This window comes from Microcoleus sp. EPA2 (genome assembly GCA_020882975.1).
Classification (GTDB): domain Bacteria; phylum Cyanobacteriota; class Cyanobacteriia; order Cyanobacteriales; family Microcoleaceae; genus Microcoleus.
Genome location: JAHRFD010000014.1, coordinates 22,913 through 41,242 on the forward strand (window position 1 = coordinate 22,913; position 18,330 = coordinate 41,242).

The window sequence follows — 18,330 nt, forward strand, 5'->3', positions numbered from 1 at the left end:
TTCCATGTTTTTCATCAAGTATATGCCAGATCTATAAATCCCCCTAGGGACACGGCATTGCCGTGTCCTAATTAATTAAGTAAGGAGACGGCATTGCCCATTGGTGTCAACTTAACGTCAAATGTAGTCAGAGACTTCTGTTTGACTCTTAGATTTTGATCCCCCCTAGCCCCCCTTAAGAAGGGGGGGACAAGAGTCTTCTCAAAGTCCCCCTTCTTAAGGGGGATTTAGGGGGATCTAGACTTAGGTAAAAACGAAATTTATCAAGGCTTTCAGGCTTAAGTTGACACCTATGGGCGAAAGCCTTTGTCCCTACTACTTAATTAAGCCTCATCTAAAGCAGCAACACCAGGCAATTCCTTACCTTCAAGCAACTCCAAACTAGCACCGCCACCAGTAGAAATGTGGCTCATTTCTGAACCCAAATTCAACTGTTCCACAGCAGCCACCGAGTCACCACCACCAATAATAGTGGTAGTACCAGTCTTAGTCAGTCCAGCCAAAGAATGAGCGATACCTTCAGTACCGGCAGCAAACTTCTCCATCTCAAACACGCCCATCGGCCCGTTCCAGATGACAGTTTTGCAATCAGCCAAAGCCTCTTGGAAAGTTTTGACAGAATCCGGGCCAATATCCAAACCCATCCAACCATCAGGAATGCTCTCAACCGAGACAGTTTGAGTATTAGCATCACCAGCAAACTTATCAGCAACTACCACATCAGTAGGTAACAGAAAAGTAACTCCCCGTTCCTTGGCCTTGGCTTCCAAAGACTTAGCCAATTCCAGCTTGTCATCTTCCACCAAAGACTTACCAACGCTCAAGCCACGAGCCTTGTAGAATGTGAAAACCATGCCACCGCCCAAGAGCAATTTGTCGCACTTCTCCAGCAGTTTTTCTATGACTCCAATCTTGCTCGAAACCTTAGAACCGCCGATAATGGCAGCTAAAGGACGTTGAGGATTGTCGATCGCACTACCAAGATACTGCAACTCCTTCTCCATCAAAAAGCCAGCCACAGAAGGGCTCAGATACTTAGTAACACCCTCAGTAGAAGCATGAGCCCGGTGAGCAGTGCCAAAAGCATCATTGACATACAAATCGGCCACAGAAGCTAACTTCTTAGCAAATTCCGGGTCATTTGCCTCCTCTTCTGGGTAAAAGCGGACATTTTCCAGCAACACCACATCGCCATCTTGCATCGCCGCGACAGTAGCAGCGACTTCATCACCGATGCAGTCGTCAGTCTTTTTGACTTCTTTACCCAACAATTCCGACAGTCGCTTAGCAACAGGAGTCAAGCGCAACTTCTCAGTCACGCCCTTGGGACGGCCGAAGTGGCTGCACAAAATCACCTTAGCGCCCTTGGATGCTAAATCTTGAATTGTCGGCAGAGCAGCCCGGATGCGAGTATCATCGGTGATACTGCCGTTGTCGAGTGGCACGTTAAAGTCCGCCCGCACCAATACCCGTTTTCCCGATAAGTCCGATGCCGATAAATTTGCTACAGTTTTTTTTGTCACAGGATTAACCTCCTAAATATGTGTCTTTTTGTTGAATTCCGTTGTAATGGTGGCACTGGTCACTGGTACTTGGGCCTCGGACGCATTCAACCGCGCCCGTACAAAAAACGGAAGATGGAACAAACGGCACTAATTGGTTCAACCTAAACATTTTATCGGAGTCCGTGTCCCGGAGATGTGCAGTATGTTCAAGACTGTCTTATTTCCAGTAGATCAAAGCCGAGAAGCCCGCGAAGCTGCCGAAAAGGTTGTCAATATCGTGAAAACCTACGGTGCTCGTTTAGTGATTCTGTCGGTAGTCGAACCCCCAGCCGAGGGTGGCGAATCCCCGCCGCGAGAAACAATGGCTTCACCCGAAGCCGTCGCCAAACTGCTTTCTGATGCTCAGGCGATGTTCTCCCAGCAGGGAATTGAAGCTGAAATCATTGAACGGGAAGGCAAGCCTGCCTTCACGATTTGTGATGTGGCTGACGAAATTGGGGCTGATTTGATTGTAATGGGCTGTCGAGGGATGGGTTTAACTGATGATGGGGCGTCTGACAGCGTTACCAGTCGGGTGATAAACTTATCTCCTTGTGCAGTTTTGATTGTGCCTTAGTCATTGGTCAGTAGTCATTGGTCAGTAGTCATTAGTTATTAGTTATTGGTTATTGGTTATGAGTTATTGGTTATTGGTTGAATGATAACTGCCAACTGACTACTGCCAACTGACTAATGCCAACTGACTAATGCCAACTGACTAATGACAGTTGACTGTTAACTGTCAACTGTTGACTAATAACTGTTGACTGTTAACTGTTAACTGTCAACTGTCAACTAATGACTAATGACTAATGACTAATAACTAATAACTAATAACTAATAACTCATGAAAATTCACTGGTATCCCGGTCACATTGCCAAAGCTGAACGGGCATTAAAAGAACAACTAAAGCGAGTAGATGTGGTGCTAGAAGTCCGAGATGCCCGCATTCCTTTGGCTACTCACCATCCCCAAATGCTGAATTGGGTGGGCAGCAAAGCACGCATCTTAGTTATTAATCGGATGGATATGATTTCGCCTCGGTTGCGGGAGGAATGGGAAAACTGGTTTGAAGCAAGGGGGGAATCGGTTTATTTTACTAATGCCGAACATGGACACGGCATAAATGCTTTGGCGGATGCTGTACAGAATGCTGGGGTGCAATTGAATCAAAGAAGATTCGATCGCGGTATGCTTCCTCGTCCTGTCCGAGCGGTGGTGATTGGCTTTCCCAATGTGGGAAAATCTGCTTTAATTAACAGGCTGTTGGGACGCAAAGTCGTAGATAGTGCGCGCAGGGCTGGAGTAACTCGATCGCTCCGATGGGTTCGCATTTCTGACCAAATTGAGTTGTTAGATACCCCCGGAGTGATTCCCACCCGCATTAACAATCAAGACAATGCTCTCAAGTTAGCTATTTGTGAAGATATTGGCGAAGCAGCTTACGACAATCAGGTAGTAGCAGCGGCGATGGTCGATTTGCTCCTGGGGCTGGAAGCTACTGATGATACTTTGATCTCAGTATCTGGTTTCAAATCCAGATATAAATTAGATGCTTTATCTACTAATGGTGAAAATTATTTACACGAGGTAGCTAAAGAAAGACATCAAGGAGATGTGGAACGAATGGCACGGCAAATGTTGAATGATTTTAGAACTGGTGTTTTGGGTCAGCTTCCTTTGGAGTTACCGCCGATTTGATCTAGCCGTTTAAAAATCCAAATCCACACTTGACTTGAGGTTGATGATTTTCACTTCATCTCCTATGTGTAGTATTTTTCCTGATAAGCCATCGGGTACTCGCGTGTTAATATTAAGTTGCGACAAGTGATTTAAAGGCAATCTTCTTGCGGAATCAGCTAGGGTTTTATTCCGCTTGGCTGTGAATACCTTTTGAAAATTGGGATAAACTTCTTCCCTCAAATAATTGGGCGGGGATAGGATAGAGCGTTGGCTGGGATTAAGAGCTTGAAATAGGGTTGTTCCTATTTGCAAGCGCACAATTTCTTCATTTTCTGCAAACAGTTGGTCTTCCCAAAACGGCGGCACGTCTCCAATTTCAATATTAGCTCGTAAGTGCTGTCGCATTTCATTGACACAAACTCTGGGAAACCAAGATGCAATTTCTGCAATTGTTTCGGTACTGATGATGGTTGGTCCCGGTGCTGCGGGATTTTCGGGAAAGCCGGTTAGCAAGTCCTCAACTAACTTGACACGGAAACCGAAGTAGCTAGTCAACCAAGATTGTATTCTGGTACGTTCTCGATCGATGTGAAAAAATATTTCTTGTTCAGTGCCTTGAATTTTCAGACCAACGATGTTATTGCTGATGTTAAAGGATAAACGCAGAAAACAAGCTCCGTTGTGGCGCTGGCAGTTCACAAATTCACCTTGCTCGTCATAGATAGCAAAGGAGCGATCGCCTTTTAGAGCGCCGCTAGGAAGAAGAGTTGCTTGACTGACAGCTATGCCGTCTAGGGATTTGATTGGATAGATATGAATACTGGCAACGTAAGCCATTTCGATTTAGTGAGCAAAATTATTGTCAATCTCTAATCATACCTTTTATTTGGTATTAAGGTGAGAATAATTTATAATTATTCATGAGTTTATTTTAACTTAGTGAGAGACTGCTTATAAAGAAACAATAAAAAAATTAGTCAAAATTTATTGTACATATTATGCTCAGAATGTTTAACGCTTAAAGAGAGTTAAAAATAATGATCGACCCAAAAAAAACAGGCGGGATGTCGAGGCGGAATGCCATCTTGATGACTGGTGCAGGGGCGCTGGTGGCAGCCATTGCACCAGGAGTCTTAAAAGTGGAAGCGGCAAATGCTAGCACAGAGGCCAGCCCAAACATCACTTCTGATGCAGCACTCCAGAAATTGATGGACGGGAATCGGCGCTACATTGAACAAAAACGGACATTTCCTGACCAAGCCCGATCGCGCATTGTAGAATTAGCAAAGGGTCAACATCCCTTTGCGATCGTTCTTTGCTGTTCCGATTCGCGGGTGGTTCCTGAAATTCTTTTTGACCAAGGATTGGGGGATTTATTTGATATCCGAGTAGCTGGAAATGTCCTAGACGATGCTGTTATCGGAACCATGGAATATGGTGTCGCAGAATTGGGTACTCCCTTGGTTATCATCCTGGGTCACGAACACTGCGGTGCTGTCAAAGCAGCTTTAGATGGTAAACCAGTCCCCGGTAAAGTTGGGAGTTTGGTGGCGGCGATTCAACCGGCGGTTGATTCGATCAAAGGTCAACCGGGGGATGCCTGGGATAACGCAGTCAAAGCTAATGTGAAAATGAACGTAAATAAGTTAAAACAATCATCACCAATTATAGCTGAAGCAGTTAAAGCAGGCAAACTTAAAGTGGTTGGGGGACGCTATGATTTGGATACTGGTACGGTAGAGATGGTTGGTTAATTTGCTTGATTGTATCTGATATTTTGACTATGTTTATGAACAGGCAAGATGTCTGTTCCACGAATAGGGAATTTGATTTTGGGGTGGGCCGGAGAACCCGCCCATAAAAGCCTTCAACTCAGTTAGATTAACCCCATCTCTTGCAGTCCCCGGCGCAGGCGTTCTGCTTCAAAAGGACGGCGCTGTTCGTGAAGGGCGATCGCCCTTTTGAATTCTGCTAAACTCTCAGGCATTTTACCAATTTTCAGCAGCGCTACGGCCAAGTTTTGATGTGCTTCCGCGTGTTCGGGAGCGATTTTAATTGCTTGTCGATAATAGGCGATCGCATCTGTCAAATTCCCCGCGGCTTTCAGTGTTAGTCCTAAATTATAGTGACCAGTGGCAAAAGTGGGGTCAATTTTCAAAGCAGCTTTGTAAGCCATTTGGGCACCGGTCAAATCTCCCTCATCTTTGAGCAAATTTCCCAAATTATTGTAAGCACCCAACTTAATCGCTGGGAATACTTTGGTATTAATTGCTGCTTGATAGTGTTCCTTGGCTTTCACAAATTGCTGTTGGTGGCGGTAAGCAATTCCCAAATGATAGTTAAGTTCGTAAATGATAGAATCATCAATGGGGATAAGGGTCAAGCCCTTAGTTAATAAATCAATTCCTCGCTGTATTTGTCCGCTTTCTACATATAAAGCGCCTAATTTACTACAAGCATAGGCATCGTTTGGATAATAGGTGATATATCTTTCCATTGCCACTTGAGCTTTTTGGAATTTGTGTTTAGTGGCGATCGCATCTTGTTGATAACCAGAGTGCAAAATCGCTACATCCGCCAAAGCAACTATTTTCCACTCCGGTTCCCTCTGCAAAATCTCAGCCACGCTGTCGTCTACCATGGCGTGATAAGGTCGAGAAAACCGGATATCGTGGCGATGGCGAAACAACCGCGACACCAGGGAATAGGGAGATTGAGAAGCACCGATTTCTTGACGGATGAGATTGATTACTAAAGTGCGATCGCTCTCAAGAGCCTGCTTTATTTGAGGTAAAATCTCCGGTACCAGCACTTCATCGGCATCCAACACTAAAATCCAGTCACCCGTGGCGTACTTGAGACACTCATTGCGGGCTGCTGCGAAATCATCGCCCCATTCAAAGTGATAGACTCTCGCCCCGAATTCTCGTGCAATTTCACAAGTGCGATCGCGCGAACCAGTGTCCAGCACCACAATTTCATCAACAACATTCTTAACGCTAGCCAAAGTCCGCGGTAGGGCTGCTTCTTCATTCTTTACAATCATACACAAACTTAGATCCATCGGGCCCAATCTTTCCTATTTTTAAAGAATTATTGTAGTTTTATTGAGAAGTAAAAAACCAACACCTCAAGCCAAAGTTGTCATTTTCCATTCAGACTCCAGCCTAGTTAGTTTCTAGCTTTTACCTTTCTTCGCTAAAAAGGTGTGGTTAACTCTTTTGACATACTCAACGACCTCAAAATTTTAACTATTCTTGATAAATCGTACCACTTTAGGTTCCTCCCTACGGTAGAGACAACCAATCAATATCTGTTGTTATTCTAAGAACATAAGACAAGGCACAAAACAGTTTAGGATTCAGGAGAAAAGAAATGGGCATTATTGCATGGATTGTTTTAGGACTCATTGCCGGCGCGATCGCTAAAGCTATTTACCCCGGACAACAAGGCGGCGGTTTCCTCGCTACAACAGGTTTAGGAATTTTGGGAGCGCTAGTGGGAGGTTATTTAGGTCAAGTCTTCCTGGGGACGAGCGGGGGAGCATCCTTCGGCGCATTAACGATACCTAGCGTTGCATTTGCCGTCCTAGGTGCGATCGTTCTACTTTTCATCTGGGGTTTATTAACTCAACGTACCGTATAAAAAATCTTGTAAATTCCCAGTCAATAATTTTAACAATCCTCCAGGCAGAATACTGGAGGATTGTTATTTGAGTAAGAATTAATAGCAGTTGCCCTGGGGCGCGGTTGCTATATGACTCATCTCAATATCAATTAATCAATCCGAAAATTGAAAGGCAAGCGAACATAAACTCCCTGGGGATCGTTCATCGACTGCACCACGGCAAGTTCCTGCTGCATTTTATGCACTTCTGCCGTCAGGGGATCGAGTTTGACTGCTGCTTTGGTGGCGCGCACGCCGGACAGTTTTTCCAACAGGCGCTCCTCCAAACTGCGACGTTTTGGATATTCTTCCAATTGCCAATCATTGCCTAGTTTAGCTTGTTTGACGGCTTCTTTGACAGCATCTTCCAGACCCCCAATGCGATCGACTAAACCCAACTCCTTAGCGGCCGCGCCAGACCAAACCCGACCTTGAGCAATTTCCTGTACCTTATTTTTGGGCAGTTTGCGAGAATCGGCGACTTTAGTAATAAATCGATCGTAAATGCGATCGACAACCCTCTGAATATTAGCCAATTCTTGAGGATTTTTCGGGCGAGAAATCGTGTTAGTATCAGCAAAGCGGCCTGTTTTCACGACATCCCAAGTTACGCCGTTGTTGGTAGCTAATTTTTCGACGTTGGGTAGCATTCCAAAAACGCCAATCGAACCAGTAATCGTATTAGATTCCGCAAAAATCAGGCTGGAACCCATGGAAATCCAATAGCCACCGGAAGCTGCTAAATTACCCATGGAAACAATCACGGGTTTTTTCTTAGCAGTGAGTACCACTTCCCTGGCGATGATTTCAGATGCCGTGACACTGCCTCCGGGACTGTTGACGCGCAAAACTACTGATTTTACGTCGTTATCATCTCGGATTTTACGCAATTCTTGAGCGATGCGATCGCCTCCTACTTGACTCACGCCCCCTTCGCCGTCTACAATTTCTCCTTCGGCATAAAGTATAGCCACTTGCTTGTGATTATCAGCGCGATTTGAATTTTTATTTTCAGCAATTTTGGCGTAATTTTTAAGACTAATTTGTTTGAAAGATTTGTTTTCTCCATCGGTTCCAGTTAGTTTCTTAAGTTCGGTGACAATTTCGTCAAAGTATGCAACTTTATCAACTAACTTGCTTTTGAGAGCTTCCTCCGCCATCAACGTGCCACCATTATCTGCGATCGCCTGCAATTGCGGCACAGTCAATTTGCGGTTTGGCCCCACCGTTGTCAGATATTCACCCCAAATATCTCCCAACAACTTTTGAGTTTGCTGGCGATTTTCTGGGCTCATTTTTTTCAGCAAAAATGGTTCGACGGCTGACTTATATTTGCCGACGCGAGTAACTTGCACTCCCACTCCATATTTTTCTAGTGCGCCGGCAAAAAACGTTGTCTGACTGCTAAAACCGTTGATTTCCACAGAACCAAAGGGATTGATAGCAATGGTATTGGCAACGGAACCAAGGTAATATTCTCGCTCGTTCCAATCCATTTCATAAGCAAAAATTGGTTTTTTGGCATCTCGAAAACGCTGCAATGCCGATCGCACTTCTTTGAGATTAGCAAACCCACTACCGGCAGAATCAGAATTACCTTCGAGATAAATACCAACGATTTTCGGATCTTTTTTCGCAGATTCGATCGCATCTAAAACAGTACGCAGCGTCACAGCATCCGAACCATCATCAGAAAGCACTTCTTCAATAGCCGCCCCGGTACTGCGGCTGGGTTTACTGTCAGTAATATTCAGAGAAAGATCTAATACTAATACAGATTTATCTTTAACTTGCGGGCCTGCGTCTTTAGAAGAAGAGGCAGCCACAGCAATTAGCACTACCAGTCCTCCCAATCCTAGGGTACCCAGCATTACCAGTCCTAGGAGGCTTCCTAGAAAACTGGCAAAGGTATATTTTAGGAAATCTTTCATTTAACTAATTGGTAATTGAGCATTAGACCTTGGTTATTAGTTATTGTATTGGTAGCAACTAACAACTAATAAATAACCAATAACCAATAACATCCTTCTATCTTAACCTTTCCAAAACTCCAGAATGTTGTAACTCATCAAGGTTAGCGCAGCCGGTACAGAACATCACTGTGGCAATCTCTGCAATTAAAACCTCAACCAAAAGCTCTAAAGCTGATTCCGATTCCGCTGCTGCTTGCAAAAACGGCCTCGCCAGCCCCGCCATATCCGCACCTAGGGCGATGGCCTTGGCTGCATCCAAACCATGCTGCAAGCCTCCAGAAGCAATCAGAGGAACATCAGGCGCTGTGGCGCGGGTACTGACAATGCACTCGGCTGTCGGTATCCCCCAGTCAGCAAAGGTTGCGCCCAATCGGCGCTGCTTACCATCAAGCGCACGCTCTCCTTCTATTTTCGCCCAAGAAGTGCCTCCAGCTCCAGCAATGTCGATCGCACTCACCCCTGCTGCGAGCAATTTTGTTGCCATTTTTCCTGAAATGCCATTACCAACCTCTTTCGCAATTACTGGTACTGGCAATTTTTCACACAATTTGGCAATCTTATCCAGCAGTCCTTTAAAGTTAGTATCACCTTCAGTTTGAACACACTCTTGCAGAGGATTGAGGTGCAAAATTAGAGCATCTGCTTCCAGAAGATCGACAATTTTTTGACACTGTGCCAAACCGTAATTATAGTTTAATTGAACTGCACCGATGTTAGCAAATAGGAGAATATCAGGAGCGCGGCGTCGGACTGCAAAGGTATCGGCGAGTTGAGGATTTTCGATGGCGATGCGCTGGGAACCGACACCCATGGCAATTTTGTATTTTTGAGCGACATCGGCGAGGCGATAATTAATAGTCTGGGCTAATTCAGTGCCACCAGTCATGGAGGAAATTAGCAGAGGTGCAGCTAATTTTTTTCCCAGAAATGTTGAGGTTAAATCGATTTCAGTGCGATCGAGTTCTGGCAAACAGCAGTGAGTAAAACGGTAGCGTTCAAATCCGCTAGTAGTTTCGCGGAATTGTACATCTTCTTCGATGCAGAGCCGGAGGTGGTCTGCTTTACGGGTTTCGATGGGCGAGGGTGGGGTTAGGGACAAGTTCACAGGGGAGTTCACAGGGGGAATTTTGGGGTTAAAATATCATCTTAATTCTACTCTTTTATTACGCTCCAGGAACAGTCATTGACACGCCATTATCCGTCGGCTTAAACTTCAATAAAAAAGGGACAGCTTTTTGCGCCCAAGCTTTGACAGGCGTGTAATTTCTAGCATCTTCTCCGAAACAAATTTCCAGCATATCCGTGTGAATTATCCCCGGATTTAAAGGAATCGCCGCCATCCCCCGTGGCAATTCTTGAGCTAAGGCTTTGGTCAGTCCTTGACTTACTCCTGTAATTAAAATGATTTTTTTCATAAATTTGTGTGAATTGTTAAATAAAGTAATAGAATACATTGTACATAGGTAATTGACAATTTTATAGGCAGGAATAGATTATGAAAGTAAAAGCAGCGGTTGCTCGTAGCGCCGGGAAACCTTTAACCATTGAAATGGTCGATTTATCAGGTCCCGAAGCCGGAGAAGTGCTGGTGGAAATTAAAGCCACGGGTCTGTGCCATACTGACGCTTACACTCTTTCGGGTGCCGATCCTGAAGGTTTGTTTCCGGCTATTTTAGGTCATGAGGGAGCTGGTATTGTCGCAGAAGTAGGAGCGGGAGTAACTAGCGTCAAAGTGGGCGATCGAGTAATTCCACTATACATTCCCGAATGTCGCAACTGCGAATATTGTTTGAACCCAAAAACCAATCTCTGTCAAGCAATTCGAGTGACTCAAGGACAAGGCGTGATGCCCAATGGCACTAGCAGGTTTTCCCTAGACGGGGAGAAAATCCATCATTACATGGGAACTTCCACCTTTGCCAATTATACTGTATTACCAGAAATTGCGGTAGCAAAAATTCGTGACGACGCTCCCTTTGACAAAGCTTGTTTAATTGGTTGCGGAGTAACAACAGGCATCGGCGCTGTCATCAATACAGCCAAAGTAGAACCAGGCTCTAATGTGGTAGTTTTCGGTTTAGGAGGAGTAGGTTTGAATATAATTCAAGCCGCTCGGATGGTAGGAGCTAATATGATTATCGGCGTAGATATCAATGCCGACAAACGAGTAATGGCGGAAAAATTCGGCATGACTCACTTTGTAAATCCCCGCGAAATTGAGGGAGATTTAGTTGCTTATTTAGTAGATTTAACCAAAGGGGGAGCCGACTACAGTTTTGAATGTATAGGTAATATTAATGTCATGCGCCAAGCCTTAGAATGCTGCCACAAAGGTTGGGGAGTGAGCGTCATTGTCGGCGTAGCAGGAGCAGGTCAAGAAATTAGTACCCGCCCCTTTCAGTTAGTAACGGGCAGAGTGTGGAAAGGCACAGCTTTTGGCGGAGCCAAAGGCAGAACCGATGTGCCAAAAATAGTGGATTGGTACATGAACGGTAAAATTGATATTGATAGTTTAGTAACCAATGTAATGCCAATCGAGCAAATCAATGAAGCTCTGGATTTAATGAAAAAAGGCGAAGTAATTCGCACAGTTTTAACCTTTTAAAGGAAGTCAACGATGCCCAGCAATCTTGGCAGAGTCCTTACAAGCAAATCAAACTTCTCAATTATCTCTTCCTCTGCGCCCTCTGCGCCCTCTGCGGTAAAAAAATCCATCCCCAAAAAAAAGAGAATTCAAATGATATCCCAATCCCTAAAACTCCACCAACAATATAAAACCTGCGGCGGAAAACTCGGCTATTATAGCCATCAATCCTCAGCCTGCAATAGCGAAATGAAATTCGCCGTTTACCAACCACCACAAGCCGAATATCAACCCGTACCAATTCTATATTTCCTCTCAGGATTAACCTGCACAGAAGAAAACTTCACGATCAAATCTGGAGCCCAACAATTTGCAGCAAAATATGGATTAATGCTAGTAGTACCCGATACTAGCCCACGCAATACAGGCATTCCCGGCGAAGACGACAATTCGGATTTAGGAAGTGGCGCGGGTTTTTATATTGATGCCACAGCAGCACCTTGGAATGCTCACTATCGGATGTACAGTTATGTTGTCGATGAATTACCTAAATTAATCGCTGAAAATTTTCCAGTCATCCCGGAAAAACAGGGAATTTTTGGTCATTCTATGGGCGGACATGGGGCTTTAATTTGTGCGTTAAAAAATAGCGATCGCTATCTTTCAGTTTCCGCTTTTGCGCCTATTTGCGCGCCCATGCACAGCCCTTTAGGACAAAAGATTTTCACTCACTACCTCGGTGAAAATCGGGAGGATTGGCGGGCTTGGGACGCGAGTGAATTAGTGCTGAAAGCACCATATAATGGTTCAATTTTAATTGATTGTGGCACGGCAGACTCCTATCTGGCTGACGGGCAATTGTTGCCGGAAGTTTTTGCAGAAGCTTGTGCAAAAGCGGGACAGGTGTTAAATTTAAGAATGCAGGAAGGTTACGATCACAGCTATTATTTTGTTGCGAGTTTTATGGAGGATCATATTCAGCATCATGCTGCTGTTTTGTGCGGGTAGTTTGTAGCAGGGGAAGCCGCCGCATGATAACTGGTTCCTAGGAAGAGCCTCGAATGACTGCCATCAAATTTGGAGGCAGAGCCTCCGGATCTGCGTTACCAGGCCAGAGCCTGGTAACGAGTGAAACGAGGGAATGCGTAGATTATGGATTAATTTAGGTTAATCGGAAATACCCAATCTTTGTACTTGCTATCGCGATTTTCGATGATTCCAGTCAATTTTTCCAATATCTTTTCAGTGATTGGTCGCTCTTTTGGTAAATGATAGTTTTCGATGCGCTTAATTGGGGTAACTTTAGCTGCGGTGCCGCACAGGAATATTTCATCAGCAATCAATAATTCTGATTTGTCAACTGGTCTTTCTATGACTTCAATTCCTAAGTCTCTGGCGATAGTTATTATGCTGTCTCTGGTGATTCCTTCGAGAATATCTTGCTCGAAACCTGGTGTCACTAATTTACCGTTTCGGGCGACAAATATATTCATTCCTGAAGCTTCGCTGACTTTTCCTTGACTATTCATCATGATAGCTTCGTCAAAGCCAGATTGTACTGCTTCTGTTTTGGCTAAGGCTGAGGTGATGTAAGCACCGCTAATTTTTCCTCTCAAGGGTAAACTGCGGTCTTCTTGGCGATACCATGAGCTAATTCTACAGTTGACTCCTTCCTTGGGCAAATAGTCGGAAAGTTCTAATCCGTAGACAAAAAAGTCTGTGTCTACGTTGTGGAGTCTGGGGGCGATTCCCAAACTTGATGTGTAGACAAATGGGCGGATATAAAAAGATTTGGTGGGCTGATTTTTTTTGACAAAATCAGTGATTATTGATTGTATTTTGTCGGCGGGCAAATCGCATTGCAGGAAGCTGGCACTTTGGCTTAATCTTTGACAGTGGCGGTCTAGTCTAAATAGTAAGATGCGATCGCCATTTTCGGGATCGGGAATTCCGCGCAAACCGCCCAAGACTCCGGTTCCGTAGTGCAGTGCGTGGGTGGCTATGGAGATTTTGGCGTCGGTAAATGGCAGGAATTGATTTTGAAAGTAGGCAATGGGGAGAAAACTATCCATGATTCAAGCTAGCGATGAGTTTTTCAGTCCGCGAGGAAAGGTGAATTTGGTTATATTACCATAAGTTATTATTTTGTTGTTTAAGAGAATTGTAAAACTTTAAAAAGTTATCTCCTTTTGGTTGATAATTGTTTTGGGAAAGATTTGGTTAAATTACAAATAAAGAGGTAGCTATGGCGCGGAAATGTTTTATCATTGAAATGGGCATGGGTATCGACCAGCACGGGCAAGAACCGACGGTAGCGGCGGCTAGGGCGGTCCGAAATGCGATCGCCAATAATGCTTTACTCGGTGTCTGGGAAGTGGCGGGTTTGACCGATCCAAATCAAATGATTGTGGAGGTAAAGGTGGCCGTTCCTTATCCGGAACAAGTGCGAAGGGATGAGGTTTTGGCGGTATTGCCTTTTGGGGAAAAATCTCTGATTGTTGAGCAAGGTGGGATGGTGGTGGCTGGAAGGGCGATCGCATCTCTGAATGATAAAAATGATGAAATGTTGATTGCGGTAGCGGCGGTGACAGTTTTTGTGGACACTCAAGACTAATTTTCGACTGTTTGAATGGATGGGTGAAGTGCGAAGTCCGATCGCGCTAACCCCGATCTAGTAAAACAATTTAAACAAACACAACTATAAAATCATAACACCATGTTAAAAGAAGTTAGAATAGAAAATTACAAATCGATTCACAAGCTGAAACTGGAGTTAGGACGAGTAACCGTGTTGATTGGTGAGAATGGTTGCGGCAAGAGTAATATCTTAGAGGCGATCGCCCTAGCTTCTGCGGCGGCTGATGATAAACTGGATAACGAGTTTCTAGCATCTAGGGGTATTAGAGTTACGGAACCTCAATTAATGCGATCGGCTTTTGAAAAAGAGAATCTTACTAAAGAAATTAAAATTGATTTAATAGGAAATGATCGACAACCATTTAGTTGTGTTTTAGAAAATGATAACTCTCCCTATTCTAAGTGGCTTAACAAAATCGATTTTTATAGTTTTATTGTTCCAGCGATAAACTTTATCAATGACAATAAAAATCATCTAGAAAATACTTTTAATATTCAGGAAGAATACGAGAACGAGCCAAATAAATTGTCTATAGAACAAGCAAGCCAGGAATTAAAACTCAGAGAGTTAGTAAAAAGCGGAGATAAGATACTACAATCATTGCAAAGACATTCTAAAATGTTTGCTATACGTGAATTTATCATTTATTCTCCTGAAAACCAAGCATTACGAACTTTTGAAAAAGAAGGACAAATTCAACCATTAGGAATTAATGGAGAAGGCTTATTTAAACTTTTAAAAGTTTTGAATTCAGATGAAAACCAAGAGCCACTTAATGAAATCAAGAAAAAACTGCAATTGATAGATTGGTTTCAAGATTTTGAAGCTCCTCCAAATTTATCCAATATTCAAAACTATCTCCAAATTAAAGATAGATACTTAGATCCAGATTTAGCTTACTTCGACCAACGAAGTTCTAATGAAGGCTTTTTATTTTTGCTTTTTTACTTGGCTTTATTTATTAGCGATATCACACCTAAATTTTTTGCAATTGATAACATTGATGCTTCCCTCAACCCTCGATTATGTCGCAGGTTAATCCAAGAATTAGTTGAATTAGCAAAAAAACACGACAAACAAGTTATATTTACAACCCACAACCCGGCAGTTTTGGATGGTTTGGATTTAGATGATGATGAACAACGCTTGTTGGTGATTTATCGTAACCAATTAGGTCATACTAAAGCCAGACGTATTCTCAAACCTAAACCTCTCGAAGGACAGGAACCTGTTAGACTGTCCGAGGCTTTTTTGAGGGGCTATATTGGAGGACTTCCTAAGAATTTTTAATATGATTAATTTAGGATTAATTACTGAGGGATTGACTGACCAGATTGTGATTGAAAATATTTTACGAGGGTATTTCAACAATCCCGATCTAGATATTACATGGCTTCAACCAGAAAGAGATGAAAATGACGAAAACAAATTTACAGGTTATGGTAGTTGGAGTCAAGTTTTTGCTTATTGCCGTTCAATAGATTTTCAATTATCCTTTCAATCTAATGATTATATAATTATCCAAATAGATACGGATGTTTCAGAAGAGTATGGTATCCCACAGCAAGATGAAAATGGTGAATTTACTCCTGAAGAGTTGATTGTAAAAGTGATTGAAAAGTTTAAACAGGAAATTGGCGAAGATTTCTACAGTAAATGTCAACAGCAAATCATTTGGGCTATATCAGTACACTCTATTGAGTGTTGGTTGTTGCCACTTTATTATCAAGACAAGAAGAAAAAGTCTAAATTAAAGAATTGTTTAGAGACGTTAAATAAGGAACTTATAAAGAAACATAATTTTAGAATTGACGCTAAGAATCCCGAATATTATAGGACAATTTCCCAACAATATAGCAAGCATAAAGTTTTGATGGCTTGTTACCAAGACAATCCCAGTTTGAACAGTTTTGTGGTAGAGATTGCAAGCAAAGAAATTGTGATGGTTTTAGAAGACGAGTGGTAAACTTAGCAAATTTTGGATAAACTTTTCCACTGGCTAAACTTCCGACTCCAATTCACTCACCCGCAACTGCACCGGTAACTCTACAGGATTCAATTCAGATGACTCTAATAAACCTGTAGCTTCTTCCTCAGCATTTACTTCGCCGTCGCGCACTTTTCGCCATTTATCAGCCAAAGTATCCCGCTGATTAATCAAATAAATGCTCACCAAAGTTAACCCAACTCCCATCGATTGCAGCGGATTCAGGACTTCACCCAAAAACAAATTGCCGAACAATAAGGCAAAAACTGGTGTTAAAAATGTTAAAGAACTTAAACTGGTGAGACTGCCGCTTGAAGCAAAATAAAAGAACAAACCGTAGGCGATCGCACTTCCGAACACTGTAGAATAACCTAACGCCATCCAACCCGAAAAATCGATATTGACAAATTGCTCAGATTCTGTTGCAGCCGAAATTGCTAACAGTGGCAAACCACCCAAAATCATGTGCCAACCAGTCGCCACCACTGGGTCAACATAACGGCAAACCCAGCGCACCAAAACCGTACCCACAGCCATCGACAAGGCTGCCAACAGCATCAGCCATTCTCCACCCTCAAACAACTGTCCGACATCAGCAGAAACCTGGACATTTTCAGGATGAAACAGTCCCAAAATCCAGCTATCCGGCAACCCAATTAAACTAATCCCAATCACACCAATAACTAATCCCAACCAGCCCCAAAAACCAATTTTTTCTTGAAACAGCCACAAACACAATATCGCCACAGCTAGCGGCTGAGAGTCAATCATCACCGAACCTAAACCCGCACCGGTTCTGGCCAAACCTTCTGCTAAAAAGCCTTGAAACAAAGTACCGTCAACTAAGGCAAACAACGAAATCCACAGCCAAGCTTTCCAGCCCTGGGGCTGTGATTTTCCCATAAAGGCGGCGGCTAGGAGCACCAACACGCCTGCCGGCATCAAACGCACGACAGCCACAAACAGCGGAGTCGTGTGGGGCATGACTCCTTTCATGGCTACCATGGCGGTTCCCCACAGGAAAAACGGCGCAATTAGCAACAGTGGCGCGAAAGGCAGTTTGGAATCGGTAATTTTTAGCTGCATGGCGGAGGGCTCCTGATAATTGATGAGAGTGACTCTCGTGGTGATGATGTAGTTTTGTTAAGCAATTTTTACAATTATATATTGATGTTGGATGAAGTGCGATCGGACTCTGTGGGGGTAAGGGGGTAACTTCTTCGTTGTTCCTGCTTCGTTCTTCCTTCGGATAAGGCACACTATAAGTTAGCTACACAATTTCACATTGCGCGAAAACTGCCCATGATTTGGCCATTCAAGCCTCGCTACCGTAAACAAATCGCTCACATCGAAATCACTGGCGCCATTGCTGGAGAAACTCGCAAACGAGTTCTAGAAGCCCTCAAAACCGTTGAAGAACGCAAATTTCCCGCTTTGCTGCTGCGGATAGACTCTCCTGGTGGCACTGTGGGGGATTCCCAGGAAATTTACAGCGCCCTGAAGCGTTTGGGCGAAAAAGTCAAAATAGTTGCCAGTTTTGGCAATATTTCGGCTTCTGGGGGAGTTTACATCGGTATGGGTGCCGAATATATCGTGGCTAATCCAGGTACGATTACCGGTAGCATTGGTGTAATTATCCGGGGTAATAATCTAGAACGGCTATTGGAAAAGGTCGGTGTTTCTTTTAAGGTCATCAAATCTGGGCCATATAAAGATATTTTGTCATTCGATCGCGAATTAACCTCACCAGAACAGCAAATTTTGCAAGATTTGATCGACACCAGCTATCAGCAATTCATAGAAACAGTGGCGGTAGCCCGAAAACTGCCTATTGAACAAGTTAAAAGTTTTGCCGATGGTCGTGTTTTCACGGGCCAGCAAGCCTTAGAGTTGGGTTTGGTGGATAGATTGGGTACTCAAGAGGATGCCCGTCGCCAGACTGCCGAACTGGCGGGACTTGACCCGGAAAAAACTGAGTTGTGCACTCTGGAAAAACCAAAACCTTTCCTAAATCGCGTCTTGGGGAGTAGTCTGGATACATCGGGGCTTTCAGCTTACAAAAGTTGGCTGGAATTCGAGCTGTCTGCTAGTGGTTTGCCACTGTGGCTGTATCGCCCGTGATTAAATAAATTAGTTATTAGTGATTAGTCATTAGTCATTAGTCATTAGTCAGCAGTCAGCAGTCAGCGGTCATTAGCTAACAAGTCAAGATTGCTGAGCGCAAATACCTAACAGCTAACGAATAACTAATGAC

General features: G+C 43.7%; 17 protein-coding genes and 1 pseudogene. 10 read left to right on the forward strand and 8 right to left on the reverse strand.

Annotated elements, in window-relative coordinates; all coding sequences use genetic code 11:
* Positions 1-323: 323 nt before the first annotated feature.
* A complete protein-coding gene (locus AAFP14_RS14240; protein ID WP_341732908.1) occupies positions 324-1,523 on the reverse strand; it encodes a phosphoglycerate kinase in 1,200 nt (399 codons plus the stop codon).
* A 184-nt stretch (positions 1,524-1,707) separates the two neighbouring features.
* On the opposite strand from AAFP14_RS14240, the gene AAFP14_RS14245 reads away from it, so the two are divergent.
* Together AAFP14_RS14245 and ylqF are read left to right on the forward strand one after the other, a co-directional pair.
* Positions 1,708-2,121, forward strand: a complete 414-nt coding sequence (locus tag AAFP14_RS14245) for a universal stress protein (RefSeq protein WP_340517187.1) — start codon at positions 1,708-1,710, stop codon at positions 2,119-2,121.
* 270 nt (positions 2,122-2,391) lie between these two features.
* Positions 2,392-3,246, forward strand: coding sequence for a ribosome biogenesis GTPase YlqF (gene ylqF, locus AAFP14_RS14250; RefSeq protein ID WP_341732909.1), 855 nt, complete (start codon positions 2,392-2,394; stop codon positions 3,244-3,246).
* 9 nt (positions 3,247-3,255) lie between these two features.
* Here the strand turns inward: ylqF and AAFP14_RS14255 are convergent, their stop codons facing one another.
* Entirely contained in the window at positions 3,256-4,065 is an 810-nt protein-coding gene (locus tag AAFP14_RS14255) for an MOSC domain-containing protein (protein ID WP_341732910.1), read from the reverse strand.
* Positions 4,066-4,265: 200 nt separating this feature from the next.
* Between AAFP14_RS14255 and AAFP14_RS14260 the strand changes: the two genes are divergently transcribed.
* The gene (locus AAFP14_RS14260) at positions 4,266-4,982 is read left to right on the forward strand and encodes a carbonic anhydrase (RefSeq protein WP_341732911.1); all 717 of its coding nucleotides are present in this window, start codon (positions 4,266-4,268) and stop codon (positions 4,980-4,982) included.
* Between the two features lie 122 nt (positions 4,983-5,104).
* On the opposite strand, the gene AAFP14_RS14265 is transcribed toward AAFP14_RS14260, so the two are convergent.
* The gene (locus AAFP14_RS14265; RefSeq protein WP_341732912.1) at positions 5,105-6,292 is read right to left on the reverse strand and encodes a glycosyltransferase; all 1,188 of its coding nucleotides are present in this window, start codon (positions 6,290-6,292) and stop codon (positions 5,105-5,107) included.
* 311 nt (positions 6,293-6,603) lie between these two features.
* Between AAFP14_RS14265 and AAFP14_RS14270 the strand changes: the two genes are divergently transcribed.
* The gene (locus tag AAFP14_RS14270) at positions 6,604-6,873 is read left to right on the forward strand and encodes a GlsB/YeaQ/YmgE family stress response membrane protein (RefSeq protein WP_341732913.1); all 270 of its coding nucleotides are present in this window, start codon (positions 6,604-6,606) and stop codon (positions 6,871-6,873) included.
* Positions 6,874-7,004: 131 nt separating this feature from the next.
* Here AAFP14_RS14270 and sppA (AAFP14_RS14275) read toward each other — a convergent pair whose 3' ends face one another.
* From sppA (AAFP14_RS14275) to AAFP14_RS14285, 3 genes and pseudogenes are all read right to left on the reverse strand, one after another.
* Positions 7,005-8,825, reverse strand: a complete 1,821-nt coding sequence (gene sppA / locus AAFP14_RS14275; protein WP_341732914.1) for a signal peptide peptidase SppA — start codon at positions 8,823-8,825, stop codon at positions 7,005-7,007.
* 97 nt (positions 8,826-8,922) lie between these two features.
* On the reverse strand, positions 8,923-9,972 hold the full coding sequence (fni, locus tag AAFP14_RS14280; protein ID WP_341732915.1) for a type 2 isopentenyl-diphosphate Delta-isomerase: 1,050 nt from the start codon (positions 9,970-9,972) through the stop codon (positions 8,923-8,925).
* A 58-nt stretch (positions 9,973-10,030) separates the two neighbouring features.
* A pseudogene (locus AAFP14_RS14285) lies at positions 10,031-10,249 on the reverse strand (oxidoreductase); the annotation flags it as partial.
* Positions 10,250-10,362: 113 nt separating this feature from the next.
* Here AAFP14_RS14285 and AAFP14_RS14290 point away from each other — a divergent pair.
* Positions 10,363-11,472: an S-(hydroxymethyl)glutathione dehydrogenase/class III alcohol dehydrogenase gene (locus tag AAFP14_RS14290; protein WP_341732916.1), complete on the forward strand. Its 1,110-nt coding sequence runs from the start codon at positions 10,363-10,365 to the stop codon at positions 11,470-11,472.
* 132 nt (positions 11,473-11,604) lie between these two features.
* Positions 11,605-12,459, forward strand: a complete 855-nt coding sequence (gene fghA / locus AAFP14_RS14295; protein WP_341732917.1) for an S-formylglutathione hydrolase — start codon at positions 11,605-11,607, stop codon at positions 12,457-12,459.
* 149 nt (positions 12,460-12,608) lie between these two features.
* On the opposite strand, the gene AAFP14_RS14300 is transcribed toward fghA, so the two are convergent.
* Positions 12,609-13,523, reverse strand: a complete 915-nt coding sequence (locus AAFP14_RS14300) for a branched-chain amino acid transaminase (protein ID WP_341732918.1) — start codon at positions 13,521-13,523, stop codon at positions 12,609-12,611.
* Positions 13,524-13,696: 173 nt separating this feature from the next.
* Between AAFP14_RS14300 and AAFP14_RS14305 the strand changes: the two genes are divergently transcribed.
* The 3 genes from AAFP14_RS14305 (at position 13,697) to AAFP14_RS14315 (ending at position 16,055) form a co-directional block, all read left to right on the forward strand.
* Entirely contained in the window at positions 13,697-14,065 is a 369-nt protein-coding gene (locus tag AAFP14_RS14305) for a Lin0512 family protein (RefSeq protein ID WP_341732919.1), read from the forward strand.
* 102 nt (positions 14,066-14,167) lie between these two features.
* A complete protein-coding gene (locus AAFP14_RS14310; protein ID WP_341732920.1) occupies positions 14,168-15,379 on the forward strand; it encodes an AAA family ATPase in 1,212 nt (403 codons plus the stop codon).
* A gap of 1 nt (position 15,380) precedes the next feature.
* Positions 15,381-16,055 carry a phage tail protein gene (locus AAFP14_RS14315; protein WP_341732921.1) on the forward strand — a complete coding sequence of 225 codons (675 nt, stop codon included), beginning with the start codon at positions 15,381-15,383 and terminating at the stop codon, positions 16,053-16,055.
* A gap of 33 nt (positions 16,056-16,088) precedes the next feature.
* On the opposite strand, the gene AAFP14_RS14320 is transcribed toward AAFP14_RS14315, so the two are convergent.
* Positions 16,089-17,162: a DMT family transporter gene (locus AAFP14_RS14320; protein WP_341732922.1), complete on the reverse strand. Its 1,074-nt coding sequence runs from the start codon at positions 17,160-17,162 to the stop codon at positions 16,089-16,091.
* 216 nt (positions 17,163-17,378) lie between these two features.
* On the opposite strand from AAFP14_RS14320, the gene sppA (AAFP14_RS14325) reads away from it, so the two are divergent.
* Positions 17,379-18,197, forward strand: a complete 819-nt coding sequence (gene sppA / locus AAFP14_RS14325) for a signal peptide peptidase SppA (protein WP_341732923.1) — start codon at positions 17,379-17,381, stop codon at positions 18,195-18,197.
* The last annotated feature ends 133 nt before the right edge of the window (positions 18,198-18,330 follow it).